The sequence below is a fragment of the Sphingopyxis sp. C-1 genome, from assembly GCF_001047015.1.
Taxonomy (GTDB): Bacteria; Pseudomonadota; Alphaproteobacteria; order Sphingomonadales; family Sphingomonadaceae; genus Sphingopyxis.
Map to the genome: position 1 here is coordinate 1,673,341 of NZ_BBRO01000001.1, position 17,728 is coordinate 1,691,068.

Consider the following 17,728-nt stretch of genomic DNA (forward strand, 5'->3'; position numbering starts at 1 on the left):
CGGCCCGCAGCGCCCGGGGGCGGGCGCGCGGGCCGGAGAATTCGCTGCCCGACGACCGACACAAGACTTTCCCAAGGATTTTCGATGCAACAGGCCAATTCCTCCCCCGACAAGACTCCCCGCCGCCTCGACGCGCTGATTATCGGCGCCGGATTCGGCGGCATGTATGCGCTGCACCGCACGCGCGGCATGGGGCTTGATGTTCATCTGATCGAAGCCGGTGACGACGTCGGGGGTACCTGGTACTGGAACCGCTATCCCGGCGCGCGCTGCGACGTGATGAGCATCGACTACAGCTATTCCTTCTCCGACGAGATTCAGCAGGAATGGACCTGGAGCCAGCAGTTCGCGGCGCAGCCCGAAATCCTGTCCTACGCGCGCTTTGTCGCCGACAAGCTCGACCTGAAGCGCGACATCAGCTTCGAAACGCGCGCAACGGCGGTTCATTATGACGAGGATGCGGCGCTTTGGCGGATCGAGACCGATCGCGGCGACATTTATGAGGCAAGCTATTGCCTGATGGCGACCGGGCCGTTGTCGGTGCCGAAACAGGTCGACATTCCGGGCGCCGACAAGTTCAAGGGCGAACTGTATCTGTCGGGCAAATGGCCACATCATGACGTTGACCTCACGGGCAAGCGCGTCGCGTTGATCGGCACCGGGTCTTCGGGCATCCAGATCGTGCCGGTGGTCGCCGAAAAGGCCGGGCATCTCTATGTCTATCAGCGCACGCCCAGCTTCACGCTGCCAATGCGCAACCGCAAGCTCGATGAAGACTATGTTGCGCATATCAAGGCGCATTATCCGGGACTGCGTGCGGCGGCGCGTCACTCGCTGACCGGCGGCGTGCGGCCGATCACGCACCGCCCGGTGTTTAGCGTCACGCCCGCCGAGCGCGAGAAGCTGATGGAAGATGCCTGGGCGCACAGCGGCCTCGCTTTCCTCGGACTTTTCTCTGACCTGCTCACCAATCGCGAGGCGAACGAGGTCGTCGCCGAATTCGTGCGCGGCAAGATCGCCGACGTGGTGAAGGATCCCGACACCGCACGCCGGTTGACCCCGCGCGGCTATCCGATCTTTGCGCGGCGCCCATGCCTCGATACCGGATATTACGAAGCCTATAACCGCGACAATGTGACGCTGAAGGACTGTCTCGAGCATCCTATCGTCGAAATCACCGAAAAGGGCATCCGCACCGCCGAGGGCGAAGTCGAGGTCGACGTCATCATCGCGGCGATGGGCTATGACGCGCTAACCGGCGCGATGCTGTCGATCGACATCGAGGGAAGGGACGGCCGCAAGCTGAAGGATAAATGGGCCGACGGCGGGCGTTCCCATCTTGGCCTGATGATCGAGGGCTTTCCAAACCTGTTTGTCATTGCCGGACCGAACGGGCCGTCGGCGCTCGCCAATTTCATCCTTTTGAACGAACAGAATGTCGACTGGGTCTGCGATTGCATTACCCATATGCGCGCCGACGGCCTGCGTTCGATCGAGGCCGACGCAGAGGCTGAGGATTGGTGGATGGGCAAGGTGACGACACTGGGCTCGCTGTCGCTCTATCCGACCGCCAACACTTGGTACACCGGCGCGAACGTGCCGGGCAAGCCGCGCACCTTTCCTGTCTACATCGGCGGGCTTGGCCGCTATCGCGAAATCTGTTCCGACGCTGCGGCGGAAGGTTATCGTGGCTTCACCCTCCGATAGGTCCGGCACCCGCGTCCCCATATGGAAGTGAGCGATATGTCGTCCGAAAGACTGTTCGAACCTTTGTCCCTCGCACGGGGCAAGCCGATGAAGAACCGGCTGATGCTCGCACCGCTGACCAATCGGCAGAGCCATGCCGACGGCACACTTTCGGAAGCGGAGCGCAAGTGGCTGGAGATGCGCGCGGAAGGGGGCTTTGCGTTGACGATGACCGCCGCGTCGCACGTCCAGCCGGTGGGGCAGGGTTTTACGGGGCAGCTCGGCGTCTTCGCCGACCAGCATGTCGAAGGCCTCGCGGGGCTCGCCGCCGGAATCAAGGCGCGGGGCTCGCTCTCTTCGCTGCAACTGCATCACGCCGGAAGCCGCGCCGAACCCGAACTGATCGGCGCGCCCGTCGCGCCGTCGGAAGTGCCCGAACGCAATGTCCGGGCTCTGTCCGAAGCCGAGGTCGAGGAGCTGCGCGACGACTTCATCGCAGGCGCGCGTCGGGCCGAGCAGGCGGGCTTCGACGGCGTCGAGATCCACGGAGCGCACGGATACATCCTTGCCGAATTCCTGTCGGCGGCAAGCAACCGGCGAACCGACCGGTATGGCGGCAGTCTCGAAAACCGTGCGCGCATCATCTTCGAGATCATCGACGGCGTTCGCGCCGCCACGGGCCCCGACTTCCAGCTCGGCCTGAGGCTTTCGCCCGAGCGTTTCGGGCTGGAACTGCAAGAAATCCGCGATGTGGCGGCCGAAGTGCTGCGGCAGGAAAAGATCGACTATCTTGACATGTCGCTGTGGGATGTCCGCAAGGAACCGGAGGAAGAACGGTTCAAATCTCGTTCGCTGATGAGCTTCTTCACCGACCTGCCACGCGGCAATGTCCTGCTCGGCGCGGCTGGCAAGGTCATGGATGCAGAAGACGCAGCCTGGGTACTCGACGCCGGCTGCGACTTTGTCGTGATTGGCCGCGCAGCCATATTGCGCCACGATTTTCCCGAACGCGTCCGCCGCGATCCGACGTATCGGTCGCCGGAGCTTCCGGTTACGGCCCGGCACTTGCGTGACGAAGGGCTCAGCGATGATTTCATATACTATATGCGGCGATGGCCAGGGTTCGTTCAACCGGACAGGTGACCATGACCCCCGGATTGCATGGCGGAATTTGGCGGAGCCAATGCGCACTCATGCCGGTGTACGGCTCTTTCGGCACGCACAGCTATTCCTGTTTGGCCCCGAGCGGGGCAGGAACCTTCCACGCGGGAAATCGTTACCAAATTATCCATTCAGGATAAGTTGACGGCTCCAATCGCCGCTCGGCATTTCCATGCGCGAGCGAAAGAAGGCGCGCGTCCACGAAGGAGAATGAACATGTTCAGATGGGCTATCATCTTTGCGGTTGTGGCGCTCGTCGCGGCGCTTCTCGGCTTCGGCGGCATCGCCGGACTGTCGGCGGATTTCGCGAAAATCCTGCTGGTGCTAGCAGTAATTCTGGTCGTCGTCGGTTTCGTGTTCGGACGAGGCGGTCGCCGAACCTTGCCCTGATCATAGGCAGAGCCTGAGTTCCAATATTAAAGCGCCGGTGGCCGATGGGCTGCCGGCGCTTTCATATTGGAAGATTGGAAGGCCAGGCCGCCACGAAGCGATCAAGCCTGCGCCGGGCGCACTTCATATTCCTTCACATCCATGCCGGCCTTCCAGGCCGAAACGATCGCGAGAATGCGCTCCTCGGTATATCCATCCGCGATCGCCGAGAAGGTCAGCATATCCGACGCGAGGCGCTCGTCCACGGTGATCGTCTTGAGCCCGTGCATTTCGAGCGCGTTGACGAACTGGTCCGATGACATGTTGCTTGTTCTGTCGAAACTGGCGCTCAGATGGACGACGCGCCGCTGCGGGGCATGGCGCTCGGTGATCGTCACCGCTGCCAGGACCAGTAACGTCACGACGGTTCCGAAAATTGCGAGTTCGTAGAAGCCGATCCCGAAAAGCATGCCAAGGGTAGAGGTCATCCACAGCGATGCGGCCGTGGTGAGGCCGCGAACATTGAGGCCCTCGCGAAAGATCACGCCCCCGCACAGAAAGCCGATGCCGGTCAGGACGCCGTGCGCCATACGCACGGGGTCGATCCGGATAACCTCGATCGGGGTGTCGTTGAGCCATGCCATCTGGTGGACTGCCGATAGCATCAGAAGGCAACACGACAGGCTGACGAGAATATGGGTGCGAAGGCCCGCCGGGCTCGCGCGATACTCGCGTTCGCCCCCGATTAGCGTGCCTGCGGCAACCGCTCCGCATATTGGCCAGATCAGGTCAGGATTGAAAAGGTCCATCGGTCAAAATCGAACCGGAACGGAAGCGGCCAACACGCAGGCACGGTGTTCCGCGATAGGAAGCGTGAATGGAGCGGTCGGGCGGGCGGCGTTCTTCAAATAATGTCCCCTATGTTCGGATAGGTCCAACGTCGTCGTGCCGGAAAAGATGCAAGCGGCGAGCATACGGGCTTGTTTAGCGACGCTGCGACAGTCATGAATGCTGCCGAAATCGGTGGCCAGGCTGCCGGTAGGGAAGTGCGAACTAGATGGATTCAACGAAAATTGGCGCGCTTGGCCGCGATGCCCGCGCAAGCCGATTGATCATCATCATGCTTTCATTCGGATTTGCGGCGCTGCTGGCGGCCGCGATCGCGACTTTCTGGATTCAGCGGCAGAATGAGGCCAACGCGCAGCTTGTGGCGCACACATTGGCAGTGGAGGCCAGTCTCGGCGGTTTCGCGAGCGCAAACGAACGAATGGAGACTGCGCGGCGCGGGCTCCTGCTGACTCAGAATTTCGCCTTCGCGGGCATTGTCGAAGATACGCAGAAGGTCGCATCGGCACGCGCGAATGAATTGGCGGCGTTGATCGCGGATAATCCGGCCCAGCAGCGCCGTGTGGAGCGGCTGCGCGCGCTGCTGGATTCCTATTTCCGCCACTATCGGATGACGATCTCCCTAAGCGGGGCGGCGCGCGCCCGCATGCTGGCCGACTTCTCGAACGATGATGGCGTAGCCTTCGTTCGCGAGATGCGCGCGATTGTGCAGACGATGGTCAATGACGAACTCGGGCTGCTGCGCGCCCGCGAGGCAGAACTGCGTATGACGCAGCGCCTTTTTACCGCAGCACTTGTTTCGACGGGCCTGCTCATCATAGTGATCGCGGCCGTGACGCTATGGCTCGTTCGACGGAACCTCACCGACTTGCGAACCTCGCGAGAAGAGCTTCGGTATCTGAACGACGGTCTGGAACAGCTTGTCGATGCGCGCACCGGCGAACTCAAACGCGCCAACGCGGAAATACAGCGCTTTGCCTACATCGTATCGCACGATCTTCGGTCCCCGCTCGTCAATGTCATGGGCTTTACCGCAGAACTTGAAACAGCGCGCCGGTCCATCGCCGGCTATCTTGAAAAAAGTGATGCGGAAGGCTGGGCCGCGCCCGATCCGAACACTCGCCTTGCGATCGAGGAGGATCTTCCCGAGGCGATCGGCTTCATCCGAACCTCGACGCAGAAGATGGACCGGCTGATCAACGCCATCCTCAACCTGTCGCGGCAGGGCCGCCGTACGCTCGCGCCCGAACCGCTCGATCTCACTTCGATGGTGCACGGCATCGTCGAAAGCCTTCAGCATCGCATCCAGGAAGATGGCACGGCCGTTTCGGTTGGCGAGTTGCCGACGATCGTCAATGATCGCGTCGCCGTCGAGCAGATATTGTCGAACCTTGTCGAGAATGCCCTCAAATATCTGAAGCCCGGCCGACCGGGCGTGATCGACGTGCGCGGGCGCACGGCTCATGGCCGCGCGGTCGTCGAGGTGATCGACAATGGCCGCGGGATCGACCCGCGCGATCACGGCCGCATTTTTGATCTGTTCCGGCGGTCTGGCACACAGGACCAGCCAGGCGAGGGGATCGGGCTTGCCCACGCACGAGCTCTTGCATATCGGCTGGGCGCGACTATCGAAGTTTCATCAGCCCTCGATGAGGGATCGACCTTCCGTTTAAGCTTGCCGACGGAATGGCTTGGCGGAGACGAAAATGCCTGACCAGCAACCGGTGAATATCGTGATGATCGAGGACGATGAGGGCCATGCGCGCCTTATCGAGAAGAATATCCGCCGCGCGGGTATTTCGAACACCATCCATCATTTCCTCGACGGCAATTCGGCGCTGTCGTTCCTTTACGACAGCGAACATGGCCCGGTGCGCAACGGCCCGGCACTGATCCTGCTCGACCTAAATCTGCCCGACATGAGCGGCACGGACATATTGGCGAAGATCAAGGGGGATGGCAGTCCGCTTCGTCGAACCCCGGTTGTGGTGCTGACGACGACCGACGACAAGGTGGAAATTCAGCGTTGCTATGACCTCGGTTGCAACGTCTACATCACCAAGCCGGTGAATTACGAGAATTTCGCGGATGCGATCCGACAACTTGGCCTCTTTCTGTCGGTGATCCAGGTCCCCGAACCCGATCCCGCCTGAGAAAGACGCTGCCCCACATCCTTTATATCGACGACGACGAGGGAATAAGACGCCTCGTCTCCCGCGCCTTGGCGCGGAAGGGCTTCGATATCAGCCTTGCAGCGACCGGTGCGGACGGCGTCGAAATGACGCGGGATGGTGCCTTCGACCTTGTAGCGGTCGATCATTATATGCCGGGAATGGATGGGCTGGCGACGATCGAGGCTCTCCGCGCACTGACCGATTGTCCGCCAATTGTTTATGTGACGGGATCGGAAGAAAGCAGGATTGCCGTCGCAGCCCTTAAATCGGGCGCCGACGACTATGTGGTCAAGTCGGTCGGCGAGGAATTCTTCGACCTGCTCGGCAGCAGCTTTACGCAGGTCCTCGAACGAGCCCTGCTGCGCCGGGCGCGTGAGCAAGCGGAGGCCGAATTGCGGGCCAGTAACGCGCGGCTCGAAGCGTTGCTCAAGGAAGTAAATCACCGCGTCGCGAATAACCTGCAGATGGTGATGTCGTTCATCGCGCTGCAGGCGAAAACGCTGGCCGACCCTGGCGCACGCGAGGCGCTTCAGAAGACGCAGCAACGCATCGCGACGATCGCACAGGTCAACCGGCGCCTCTACACGACCGACGATGTCGAGTTTGTCGCGATGGACGAATATCTCGCCGGCCTTGCCACCGATCTTAGCGAGAGTTGGTCCACGGCTGCGGCTCGCCGTGAGGTTGTCGTTTCCGCGCCGCCTATCAAACTGTGCACCGACAAGGCAGTTGCGCTCGGCATGATCGCGAATGAATGGGTGAGCAATGCCTGCAAATATGCCTATGCCGAGGCCGCTCACGGCGAAATTTTGGTCAGTCTTTCCATGGACGGAGAGAATATGGTCGAACTTGCCGTCGAAGATGAGGGAATGGGCCTGCCCCAAGACGGCGCTGTCCGCGGCACGGGACTGGGGACCAAGCTCATCGCCGCCATGGCGCGTACCATGCGAGCCGAAGTGCGCTACGCGTTGGCGAGGTCGGGTAAAGGCACGCGGGCGTCCATTGCATTGCCGTTGAGCAAGAAGGATCGTCCGTAACCGCAACGCGGCGGACACAGGTCGCTCTTTTCTGGTCGGGAAGGCCGCTATTGGTTGGCCGGACGCTATGACAGAGCGCGACCGGGGCGCCACGGCGGGCGCAATCTACACCCCGCGCATAAGCCCAGGTGCGAGCGGCGCCAGTTCGCGGGCGAGATATCCGATCGGCCCCATCGCCTCCGACAGGCGGCGCCCGGCCTCACCATGGAGCCAGATGCCCCAGGCGGCCGCTTGAAGCGGCGCAAGGCCTTGCGCACCGAGGCCTGCGATCAAGCCGGCAAGCACGTCGCCCGACCCGCTGACGGCCAGACCAAGGCCGCCGCCGGCGTAGGATAAGCAGGTGCCCTCAGCCATCAAATGGCTCGTCGCCCCCTTGACCATGATTGCGGCGCCGAAGCGGTCGGCGGCGAGCGTCAGTGCAACAAGCGGGTCGCGCGACACCTCATCCTTGTCGGCGCCCAACATGGCGGCAAGTTCGCCTTCATGTGGGGTGAGGACGGTGTGGCTGCCGTGCGCAGCGATCGCATCTGCGTGGGCCGCGGCGGCGCGCAGGGCAAAGGCGTCGAGGAGCAAGAATATGTCGGCGGGTAGGGCGGGCAAGAGGGCGGCTAGCAGCGTGCGGACGATCTCTTCGTCGATCATCGCCGGCCCGAAGACAATCGCATCGTGATTGGCCATTTCGGCGAGCAACAGATCGGCGCTGCTGGGCGCGATCTCTCCGCTTTCGGTTTCGGGCAGGGCGACGACGGCGCAGGCCGGAAAAGCGATGCCGACGGGGATCGCGGCCGATGCGATGGTGGCGATCGTTACCTTGCCCGCGCCGGCACGAAAAGCCGCCTCGGCGGTCAGCAGCATCCCGCCGGGAACCCTGCGGCAGCCGCCGATGACCAGCACGCGCCCGCGACCGTTCTTGTCGACATTGTCATGATGATCGGGAAGCGGGTTCGCCTTGAGCCAAGCGGTGTCGAGCGCGATCGGGTCAACCACGAGCGGCGACCATCGCATCGGGCTCGCGGGTAACCGGAACGTCGTCCTTCATCGGCGCTGTCACATTGTAGCGCACCAGCACCAGATTACCGTCCCGGCCGATAGAGGGATCGAAGCGATATTCGGTGATCGCGCAATTGGCTACGTCACCCTCCTTGTCGATCGCCAGGATTTCCGCCTCTCCCAGATTTTCGATGATGGTGCGGAGGCAAAGTACGACGACCTGATGCGCGACGATCATCACGCGACGTCCGCCATAATGGAGCGACACGGTGTCGAGAAGCGACCGGAGACGAAGGATGACGTCGCACCAACTCTCGCCGCCCGGCGGGCGATGATAGAATTTACCGAGCAGACTACGGAACTCTGCCTGCTCGGGATGCGAGGCTTCGATGCCGAACCGCGTGAGGCCATCCAGAATACCGAACTCCTTTTCGCGGAGCCGCTCGTCGATGCAAATATTTTCGTCGAACTCGCACCCGCCGGCTTCACGGAAGATTTCTGCCGTTTGAACCGCTCGGATATATGGCGAAGCGAGCATGATCTCCGGGCGGCCGCCTTCCTCGCCGGACGCGAACCATTCACCGAGCGCTTTAGATTGCTCCCGTCCCAGCTTCGACAGCGGGACATCGACATCTCGGTGATCGAGTTCGATACGTTCGGCACCCGCGGCGTCTGCGGCATCGCGTGCGACATTGCCCGCGCTCTGGCCGTGCCGGACAACCCATAGCGTCGAAGGCCAGCGCGGTGTCATCGGGGTATCTCTTGCATGACGATCTAACGCGGTAGGTCGCTACCGGTTGCTCACGCTGCTTTGGAATGTGCAGCATGGCGGTGGCGATCAGAAGGGCGGTCGTTCGCCGATCGTCGGGGAAGCCAAGCTCGATAACGGCAAGCGGTCGGCGGCGCACGATAAAGTGAAGTGAGAATTTGGGTGTTCTAACATAAGATAAGTCGTTTCACCGCTGCGATGGCAGAATGCTTCCGGGCGCTGTGCTCGCCCGCAACCGGACGGACACTTGCCCAACAAAAAGCTTCGCCGCGCTCTCCAGGCTCATACGGCGCCCACACACCAATTGCTCGACGACGCGGTCGGATCGTTCGTCACGGCGGAAGCCTATGGCCGCTTCGTCGCAAGCAGTCTTGCGTTCCGTGATCCGATCGAGGCGCGGTTCGCCGGCTACGCGCAATGGCCTCTTTTGCCCTTAGCGGACCTGATGCGCGCCGATCTTGCGGACTTCAAGCTGGTACCGCGTCCCGAGCGGCGCTTTACGGTCGCGAGCCACGGCCCCGCCGCACTTGGGGTCGCCTATGTCGTCGAGGGGTCCGCGCTTGGCGCGCGACTTCTCGTCCGCCGCGCGGCCGCGCTCGGATTCGGGCCGCATCGCGGCGCGCGCCATCTCACGGCCCAAACGCGCGACCCGATGCGCTGGAGTCGCTTTTTGGCGCTGCTCGAGACGGTCCCGGACAGCGAGGCGGACGCTGTTCTCGAAGCGGCGGCGGCAACTTTCGATTTCGCGCTCGGCATCTATGCGGCGGAGAGCGTATGACCCCCTCCGTCGATCTTACCAACTGCGACCGCGAACCAATCCACATCCCGGGGAGCATCCAGCCGCACGGCTGTCTTGTCGCCTGCGACGCCGGGGCGGTGACGATCTTGCGGCATTCGCTCAACTGCGGTGACATGCTCGGTGCGGCGGGCAATCTCAACGGGCGCGACCTTGCGTCCGTCCTCGGTGCAAAGACCGCGCACGATATTCGTAACGCGCTCGGACGCGCCCAGCTCAGCGGACGCTCGGCGCTGATGTTCGATTGCGTGCTGGAAAACGGCCGTCGCTTCGATGTCGCAGTACACCGCTTCAAGGGCAGCGCGATCATCGAGTTCGAACCCGCAGAGGCCAATCTCGCCGCGCCGCTCGAAATGGCGCGCGCGATGATCGGGCGCATCGCGGCAATCGACAGCGTCGAACGGCTGGCGAAGGACAGTGCGCGGCTGGTACGCGCCGCCCTTGGTTACGACCGGGTGATGATCTACCAATTTGGGCCCGACGGTGCCGGCAAGGTGGTGAGCGAAGCGAAGCGCGCCGATCTCGAAAGCTTCCTTGGCCAATATTTTCCGGCGACCGACATCCCGCAGCAGGCACGGGCGCTCTATCTCAAGAACACGATCCGGATCATCTCGGACGCCGATTTCGAACGCATATCGGTCGAGCCGGTGCTCGACGCATCGGGCGAACCGCTCGACCTCTCGTTCGCGCACCTGCGCAGCGTCTCGCCGATCCACTGCGAATATCTGCGCAACATGGGCGTCGGCGCATCGATGTCGATCTCGATCATCGTCGACGGCGGGCTTTGGGGCTTGATCGCATGCCATCACTACAGCCCCCGCACCTTGTCGATGGCCGAGCGCGTTGCGGCCGAAATGTTCGGCGAATTCTTCTCGCTCCATCTTAATGCGCTGCGACATAAGCAAACGCTGGACGCGGCGCACCGGGCACGCGAGGCACTCGACAGCTTCCTGCGCGATACGGTCGGCTCGCACGACATCAACGGGTTGCTCCGCGACAAGCTTTCGCAGTTCGCCGGACTCATTCCTTGCGATGGCGCGGCGATGTGGCTCGACGGACAGATGTCGGTCGTGGGGTCGGTGCCGCCCGAGGCGGCCATTCTCGCGCTCGCGCGTTTTGCGGAAACCGTCGCCGATGGCCAGATATGGGCAACCCACAAACTCGCCAATGTCGTGCCGGGAGCCGAAGATTATGCGCCGATGGCGGCCGGCATGCTCGTCGTGCCGCTTTCGCAGCGGCCTCGGGACTTCCTCTTCTTTTTCCGCAAGGAGCTCGTCCACACGCTCGACTGGGCGGGAAATCCCGACAAGACCTATGAGACGGGGCCGCTTGGCGATCGGCTGACGCCGCGTAAGAGCTTCGCGATATGGAAGGAAACCGTGCGCAGCGAGAGCGCGCACTGGACCGAGCAGGAGCGACGCTTTGGCGAGGCAACGCGCATCGCGCTCGTCGAGGTCATCCTCCAGCACAGCGAGCGGCTCGCCGACGAACGTACCAAGGCCGAGCTTCGCCAGCGCATGCTCAACGAGGAGCTTAATCACCGGGTGAAGAACATCCTCGCCGTGATCCGCTCGCTCGTCGTGCATCCGACCGCCGACGGCGAGACGCTCGAAAATTACGCTGCATCGTTGCGCGGCCGCATACAGGCCTTGTCGCTTGCGCACGACCAGGTCGTGCGCAACGATGGCGGCGGCGCGCTGCGCGATCTATTGCACGCCGAACTCATGCCCTATTGGGGCGATGGCGAGCGCGTTACGCTGGATGGCCCGGCGATCTGGATGGACGCACGCGCCTATTCGATCATGGCACTCGTCCTGCACGAGCTTTCGACCAATGCCGCCAAATATGGCGCCTTGTCGCTTCCCACCGGCCGCCTTTCAGTGAATTGGTCGCTGACGTCCGTTGGCGGCTGCAATATTGCCTGGCGTGAAATGGAGGGCCCGCTTGTCGCGGCGCCGGCGCACCGCGGGTTCGGCTCGGTCCTCATTGAGCGCAGCATCCCGTTCGACCTGGGGGGCGATGCATCGGTCGTCTATCTTCCCGAAGGGCTCAAGGCCGATTTCACCCTGCCATCGCGCTTCGTCACGCTGCGGCAGGCCGAAGCCGTTACGACGAAGGAGGAGCCGCCGATGGTCGACCGTCACGACAATCTTGATCTGGCCGGCATGACGGCGCTGATCGTCGAGGACCAGCTACTTATCGCGATCGATCTCGAGCAAATATTGGAGGATGTCGGCGTCATCGTGCTCAACACGCTGACGTCATCGCGCGATGCGCTCGAATTTCTGGCCGGCAGCGCACCCGATTTTGCGATCCTCGACATCAATCTGGGGCACGAGACATCCGAGCCGATCGCGCGCCTCCTCGCCGAGCGCGGCACACCTTTTCTCTTCGCGACGGGCTATGGCGACGATGGCACCATCCCCGACGACCTGGCGGCGGTGCCGGTGGCGAGGAAGCCGTTCGAACGCGATGCGCTTCTCGACAAGCTCAAGGTCGTGTTGGGCTGACGGGCGCGCGAAGATCGTCCCGGGAGGCTGGGGCCGGGCGCCAGTTGGCGTCGACAATCTGCACGATCAGCGCGCAGCTCAACTCGCCGCTTTCATTGGTGACGTTGATCCGCAGGCTGTCATCGCGAACGAGTATCCCCGGATCGTCGCTGAGGAGTTCGCCGCCGAACCTGATAGCCTCGCGCAGTGCGGCCGCGTCGTCGTCGAAGTCATTGCCATATGCGTCGATCTCCTGCGTGCCGTCGCAGAGATGGAAGAAATAGCGGGGCATGGGCAGGCATCTCCAATCATAGCCCGCCCTTATTCAGACAACCGCCGAACCTTGGTTTCGATGCAGGTAAATATCGGAAAATTGGGCAATCCTATGTAGCGTGGCAATGTCGGCGATCGACACGCGCCGCGACACGCGCCGGATCGCACCCTCTTTTTCGAGCTGCCGGAGCGTTCGGTTGATGTGCACCGGCGTCAGGCCGAGCAAGTCGGCGAGTTGTTCCTGCGTCAGCGGCAGCTCGAAATTGTCGATCGTCTCGCCCGCGATCTGCTCCACCCGGTAAAGCAGTTCGCAAAGCAGATGCGCGAGGCGGGCAAGCGCATTCCGGCGGCCGATGTTGAGTAGCCACTCGCGTCCGATCGAAGCTTCGATCAATATGTCGACGAAGACGGCGCGGGCGAGGCCAGGGCGCGGCGCCACCAGCTTTTCCAGATCCTTCAGCGCGAAGATCGCAAGCTCGACCTTGGTAAGCGCCTGAAGGTTATGGTCGGCGCGGTCGAGATAGAGCGATTGGAAATCGAGCGGGTCGCCCGGGATCTTGAGCGCGACGATCTGTCGACCGCCATCGGCGGAGATCTTTTGACGGTAGGCGAAGCCCGACAGCAGCACCGGGCAGATTTCCGCCCGCTCGCCTTCTCGCAGAATATGGTCGTTGGGCTCCAGCGTCTTGATGCTGAACGGCAGTGAGGCGATCGCGGCCTGGTCATCGGCGGCGAGACGGCTGTGGCTGATCAGCTTGCGGATAAAGATGCCGAGCCGATCGTCCCGCGGCGCCTGCGCGGCGTCACCCATCCAGCGAAAAGGGGCGTCGACATCCCTGTGCACATATCCTCCTGTCCATCGGGTTCCATCCGAATGACAAACATTTGTTTGCGAAAAGCGTTCCCGGGCTCGCGGGCTTTGGCGCAGCGCGCCAGCCGCACCGAACATTGATTTGAATAACGCGAAGAGACTGCGACGTCGCGCGCCGGGGGCAATGACCGGGGACGGCGTTCGAACGGCAGGCTGTGTTGGCGCGCGGAACAAACCGGCCTACCGCCTTGTTCTAGCTTGATCCTTGGCGCCCCTGGCGCCGTGCCGTACCGGAGCAAGCATGCCGACATTGCAGCGCATATTGATCGTCGAGGATGACGCCATCATCGGCATGCTTCTTGAGGAATATTTCCTCATGATGGGGCGCGAGCCGATTGCGGTCGTCGATGGCGTGTCGCCCGCGCTGGCGAGAATATCTGAAGGCGGAATCGATGCCGCGATCGTCGATGTCCACCTGGCCCATGGCGACAGCGGCGATCCGATCGCGGCGGCATTGTCGGACGCGGACATTCCGTTCCTGGTGGCGACGGGCGGTTTCACCGAGGCGCTCGGGGCAGCTTGGCAAGATCGGCCCTATCTCGCAAAGCCCTTCACGCTCGACAGCTTGAAGCGCGCGCTCGCTGAGCTTGACTGAACTCTTCGCCATGCGCCGTTGCGGGAACCGCTTCCGCTTGTCGAACATTTTCCACCGACAGGCCGATGAGCGATGGAGCGCAACCGAGTGACAGAGGAAACCAATGTGGATCGGACGATCAAGGCGGAAACCGGGGTCTCGGGCCTCGACGAAATCATTGCGGGGGGCCTGGCGCGAGGTCGCATCTTCCTCATGGAGGGCGACCCAGGCACGGGCAAGACCACAATCGCAAACCAGTTTCTCCTCGCCGGCGCCGCCAAGGGAGAATGCTGCCTTTACATCACCTTGTCGGAGACCGAGGAGGAACTGCGAGAGACCGCCCGATCGCATGGGTGGGATCTTCCCGACAATTTCCATATCTTCGAGCTCGTACCTCCCGAAGCCCTGCTCAATGACGAGCAGCAGCAAAGCCTTCTCTATTCATCCGACCTGGAGCTCGGCGAGACGACCAAGCGCATTCTCGAAAAATATGAGGAGGTGAAACCCGATCGGGTCGTACTCGACAGCCTCTCCGAAATCCGCTTGCTTGCGCAAAGTTCGCTTCGGTATCGCCGCCAGATCCTGTCGCTCAAACATTATTTCGCGCGGCATGACGCCACGGTGCTCATGCTTGACGACCTGACGTCCGAGAGCGCCGACAAGACGGTGCACAGCGTTGCGCACGGGGTCATTCGGCTGCAGGAGATGTCGCCCGAATATGGCGCGGAAAGGCGCCGGCTGCGCGTCCTTAAATATCGCGGTCAGCGCTTTCGCGGCGGTTATCATGATTTTGTGATCGAGAGGGGCGGGGTGCGCGCCTTTCCGCGCCTTGTATCGCTCGAGCACAAGACCGATTTCGTTCGCGACGTCGTCAAAACCGAGAATGCCGAACTCAACGCTCTACTCGGCGGCGGCTTCGATACGGGGTCGAGCGCGCTTATTCTCGGACCCTCCGGGACGGGAAAATCCCTCTTTGCGCTAACCTTCGTCGAGAGCGCGATCCGCCGCGGCGACAAGGCCGCGATGTTCGTCTTCGACGAGGAGCTCGGTCTCCTGATTTCGCGCGCCAGGGGAATGGGGATCGACATCCAGCAGATGGTTGATAGCGGCAATCTCATCATCGAGCAGGTCGACGCCGCCGAACTGTCGCCGGGCGAATTCTCGCATCGCGTGCGCAATTGTGTTGAGCAATATCAGGCGAAAACTGTCGTTATCGACAGCCTTAACGGTTTTCAGGCTGCGATGCCCGAAGAGACGGCGCTCATACTTCACATGCATGAGCTGCTGCAATATTTGAACCGACGGGGCGCGATGACGTTCCTGACCGTCGCACAGCACGGCCTAGTGGGCGACATGAAAGCGCCGGTTGATGTGACATATCTTGCCGACACCGTCGTCTTGCTCCGCTATTTCGAGGCGGCGGGCCGCGTGCGCCGCGCCATATCGATCATGAAAAAGCGCACCGGCGCCCACGAGCATACAATCCGCGAATATCGCATTGGCGCGGGTGGTATCACTCTTGGCGAGCCGCTTACCGGTTTTCAGGGCGTGCTTCGGGGCGTTCCGGAGATCATCGGGAACGGAGATCTCATGGAAACGCCGCAGGCACTTCCGACGGGATGAACCGGACCTTTTCAGAGCGGGCGATCATTCTCGCGCCGCGAGGAAGAGACGCCGATATCGCCGCCTCGATGCTGCGCGAGGCAGGCATCGAAAGTGCGATCGCGACGGGGCTCCAGGATTTTGTCGACATCTTGCTTCGCGGAGCGGGTTTCGGGCTGGTCACCGATGAGGCGCTTCGCGGTGCGGATCTTCGCGCGCTGGACGCCTTCATCCGGGCGCAGGGCGAATGGTCGGATTTTCCGTTCATCCTCCTCACCGAGCGCGGCGGAAGCATCGAGCGCAATCCTGCTGCCGGTCGCTATCTCGAACTTTTAGGCAATGTGACCTTTATCGAGCGTCCGTTTCATCCCACGACTCTTATCAGCATCGTTAAGGCTGCTCTGCGTGGGCGCCGCAGGCAATATGAAGCGCGGGCGCGGCTGCAGGCGATCCGCGAAGGCGAACAACAGCTGCGCATTGCCCTTTCTGCCGGACGGCTTGGCGAATGGAGTTTTGACGTCGCCACGATGCGGCTCGACGCATCGCCCGATTGCAAGAGCCATTATGGCAGATCCGCCGATGACCCGTTCCCCTATGATGAGCTTGTCGCAAGCGTGCACGCCGACGACAGGGCGACAATGCAGGCAGAGGTGGAGCGTTCACTCAAGACGGGCGCCGACTATGACATCGAATATCGCTGCATCTGGCCAGACGGATCGGTTCATTGGGTGCAGGTTCGCGGCAAACCCGAACTCGACGCGAGGGGGCGTGCGCTGGGGATGATTGGCGTCAGTCAGAAAATCACCGAGCGAAAGGAAGCCGAAGAGACGCTGCGCAACTTTGCCGTAGAGCTGGAACAACGGGTCGAGGCGCGCACGCGCGAACATGCAGAGGTGATGGCGCAACTCCATGAAGCCCAGAAACTCGAGACGCTCGGCCAGTTGACCGGCGGGGTCGCGCACGATTTCAACAATCTCCTCACGCCCATCGTGGGCAGCCTGGACATCTTGCGCACAAAGATTTCGGATGCGCGGCTGCAGAAGCTTCTCGATGGTGCGCTCCAGTCGTCCGAACGCGCACGAACCCTGGTAGCGCGCCTTCTTGCATTTGCCCGCCGCCAGAATCTCGAGACGCTGCCCGTCGACGTGAAGGAACTGATCGAGGGGATGGAGGAACTTGTTCAGCGCTCAATTGGTCCGACGATCGACTTGTCGGTTGATCTCGTGGCCGACGTCCCAGCCGCAATGGTCGATCCGCACCAGCTAGAACTCGCCATTCTCAACCTCGCCGTCAACGCGCGCGACGCGATGCCGGAAGGCGGACGCCTTGCGATCTCGGTCGCTCGCTGGGAACCCGAAGTTGAAGATGGAAGCCTTCCCGATGGAATTTATATTCGCATCGCTGTGGCGGATAGCGGAGCAGGCATGGATGCCGAGACGCTCGCGCGTGCTGTCGAGCCTTTCTATTCCACAAAAGGCGTTGGCAAGGGCACGGGCCTGGGCCTGTCGATGGTGCATGGTCTTGCGGCTCAGTCGGGCGGGCGCCTGACGCTCAGTAGCGAGCAGGGCACAGGCACCGTCGCTGAAATTCTTTTGCCAGCCGCATCCTCGGAAGCCCTGTCACACATTTCGCCGGCAGAAGCGCCGCTGCTGGAAACGACACCGCTTCGTATATTGCTTGTCGATGACGAGGATGTCGTTCGGGAAGGGACCGCGGCGATGCTTGAAGAGATGGGACATTTTGTGAAGCAGGCCGGCTCCGGACCGCAGGCGCTCAGCTTGGTCCGGTCGCAGCCCTTCGACATCGTTGTCACCGACTATCTAATGCCATCGATGAGCGGCCTTGAGCTGGCGCGCGAGGCGCGCAAGGTCCGGGCCGATATCCCGGTGCTGATGATCACGGGGTTTGCCGACCTTGCCGAGGACACGGCAAGCGATGTCCTTCGCTTGCCGAAGCCCTTTCGCGCGGCCGAGATGGCGCGCGCAATCCATGATGCGATGGCCGAAGACGCGCTCGCCAACTGATAGCATATATTTTTGGCAACCCCTGTCCTGATCGGGAAGCCGTGTGCAAACTAGCGGTGGCGGGCGA

General features: G+C 62.1%; 17 protein-coding genes. 12 read left to right on the forward strand and 5 right to left on the reverse strand.

Annotation, left to right across the window (positions count from 1 at the left end; translation table 11 throughout):
* The first annotated feature begins 84 nt into the window (after positions 1-84).
* The 3 genes from SC1_RS07685 to SC1_RS07695 all read left to right on the forward strand — a co-directional run bounded on the left by SC1_RS07685 (position 85) and on the right by SC1_RS07695 (position 3,237).
* Entirely contained in the window at positions 85-1,707 is a 1,623-nt protein-coding gene (locus tag SC1_RS07685) for an NAD(P)/FAD-dependent oxidoreductase (protein ID WP_062179678.1), read from the forward strand.
* Between the two features lie 36 nt (positions 1,708-1,743).
* Entirely contained in the window at positions 1,744-2,829 is a 1,086-nt protein-coding gene (locus tag SC1_RS07690) for an NADH:flavin oxidoreductase (protein ID WP_062183775.1), read from the forward strand.
* A gap of 234 nt (positions 2,830-3,063) precedes the next feature.
* Entirely contained in the window at positions 3,064-3,237 is a 174-nt protein-coding gene (locus SC1_RS07695; RefSeq protein WP_083435905.1) for a DUF1328 family protein, read from the forward strand.
* 101 nt (positions 3,238-3,338) lie between these two features.
* Here the strand turns inward: SC1_RS07695 and SC1_RS07700 are convergent, their stop codons facing one another.
* A complete protein-coding gene (locus SC1_RS07700) occupies positions 3,339-4,025 on the reverse strand; it encodes an MgtC/SapB family protein (protein WP_062179684.1) in 687 nt (228 codons plus the stop codon).
* Between the two features lie 248 nt (positions 4,026-4,273).
* Here SC1_RS07700 and SC1_RS07705 point away from each other — a divergent pair, with 248 nt between their 5' ends.
* From SC1_RS07705 to SC1_RS07715, 3 genes are read left to right on the forward strand one after another with little or no spacing between them, the layout of a single operon-like run.
* Positions 4,274-5,776 (forward strand): ATP-binding protein, encoded by a 1,503-nt coding sequence (locus SC1_RS07705; protein ID WP_062179687.1) that lies wholly within the window; start codon positions 4,274-4,276, stop codon positions 5,774-5,776.
* Entirely contained in the window at positions 5,769-6,215 is a 447-nt protein-coding gene (locus tag SC1_RS07710) for a response regulator (RefSeq protein WP_062179689.1), read from the forward strand. Before SC1_RS07705 ends, SC1_RS07710 begins: the two co-directional genes overlap by 8 nt.
* A 26-nt stretch (positions 6,216-6,241) precedes the next feature.
* Complete coding sequence (locus SC1_RS07715; protein WP_274520263.1) at positions 6,242-7,273, forward strand: sensor histidine kinase; 1,032 nt, start codon at positions 6,242-6,244, stop codon at positions 7,271-7,273.
* A gap of 105 nt (positions 7,274-7,378) precedes the next feature.
* Here the strand turns inward: SC1_RS07715 and SC1_RS07720 are convergent, their stop codons facing one another.
* Together SC1_RS07720 and SC1_RS07725 are read right to left on the reverse strand one after the other, a co-directional pair.
* Complete coding sequence (locus SC1_RS07720; RefSeq protein WP_238586617.1) at positions 7,379-8,260, reverse strand: NAD(P)H-hydrate dehydratase; 882 nt, start codon at positions 8,258-8,260, stop codon at positions 7,379-7,381.
* Positions 8,253-9,014, reverse strand: coding sequence for a histidine phosphatase family protein (locus SC1_RS07725; protein WP_062179693.1), 762 nt, complete (start codon positions 9,012-9,014; stop codon positions 8,253-8,255). Before SC1_RS07725 ends, SC1_RS07720 begins: the two co-directional genes overlap by 8 nt.
* 46 nt (positions 9,015-9,060) lie before the next feature.
* On the opposite strand from SC1_RS07725, the gene SC1_RS22540 reads away from it, so the two are divergent.
* The 3 genes from SC1_RS22540 (at position 9,061) to SC1_RS07735 (ending at position 12,338) form a co-directional block, all read left to right on the forward strand.
* Positions 9,061-9,186: a hypothetical protein gene (locus SC1_RS22540; RefSeq protein ID WP_274520232.1), complete on the forward strand. Its 126-nt coding sequence runs from the start codon at positions 9,061-9,063 to the stop codon at positions 9,184-9,186.
* 150 nt (positions 9,187-9,336) lie between these two features.
* A complete protein-coding gene (locus SC1_RS07730) occupies positions 9,337-9,810 on the forward strand; it encodes a biliverdin-producing heme oxygenase (RefSeq protein WP_062179695.1) in 474 nt (157 codons plus the stop codon).
* Positions 9,807-12,338, forward strand: a complete 2,532-nt coding sequence (locus SC1_RS07735) for an HWE histidine kinase domain-containing protein (protein WP_062179697.1) — start codon at positions 9,807-9,809, stop codon at positions 12,336-12,338. Before SC1_RS07730 ends, SC1_RS07735 begins: the two co-directional genes overlap by 4 nt.
* Here SC1_RS07735 and SC1_RS07740 read toward each other — a convergent pair.
* Entirely contained in the window at positions 12,319-12,609 is a 291-nt protein-coding gene (locus tag SC1_RS07740) for a hypothetical protein (RefSeq protein ID WP_062179700.1), read from the reverse strand. The genes SC1_RS07735 and SC1_RS07740 overlap by 20 nt on opposite strands.
* Before the next feature lie 33 nt (positions 12,610-12,642).
* A complete protein-coding gene (locus tag SC1_RS07745) occupies positions 12,643-13,434 on the reverse strand; it encodes a Crp/Fnr family transcriptional regulator (RefSeq protein WP_193749130.1) in 792 nt (263 codons plus the stop codon).
* A 268-nt stretch (positions 13,435-13,702) separates the two neighbouring features.
* Between SC1_RS07745 and SC1_RS07750 the strand changes: the two genes are divergently transcribed.
* The 3 genes from SC1_RS07750 to SC1_RS07760 all read left to right on the forward strand — a co-directional run bounded on the left by SC1_RS07750 (position 13,703) and on the right by SC1_RS07760 (position 17,661).
* Positions 13,703-14,056: a response regulator gene (locus tag SC1_RS07750; protein ID WP_083435742.1), complete on the forward strand. Its 354-nt coding sequence runs from the start codon at positions 13,703-13,705 to the stop codon at positions 14,054-14,056.
* A gap of 87 nt (positions 14,057-14,143) precedes the next feature.
* Positions 14,144-15,658 carry an ATPase domain-containing protein gene (locus tag SC1_RS07755; protein ID WP_238586618.1) on the forward strand — a complete coding sequence of 505 codons (1,515 nt, stop codon included), beginning with the start codon at positions 14,144-14,146 and terminating at the stop codon, positions 15,656-15,658.
* Positions 15,655-17,661, forward strand: a complete 2,007-nt coding sequence (locus SC1_RS07760) for a PAS domain-containing sensor histidine kinase (protein WP_062179713.1) — start codon at positions 15,655-15,657, stop codon at positions 17,659-17,661. Before SC1_RS07755 ends, SC1_RS07760 begins: the two co-directional genes overlap by 4 nt.
* Positions 17,662-17,728: the final 67 nt, after the last annotated feature.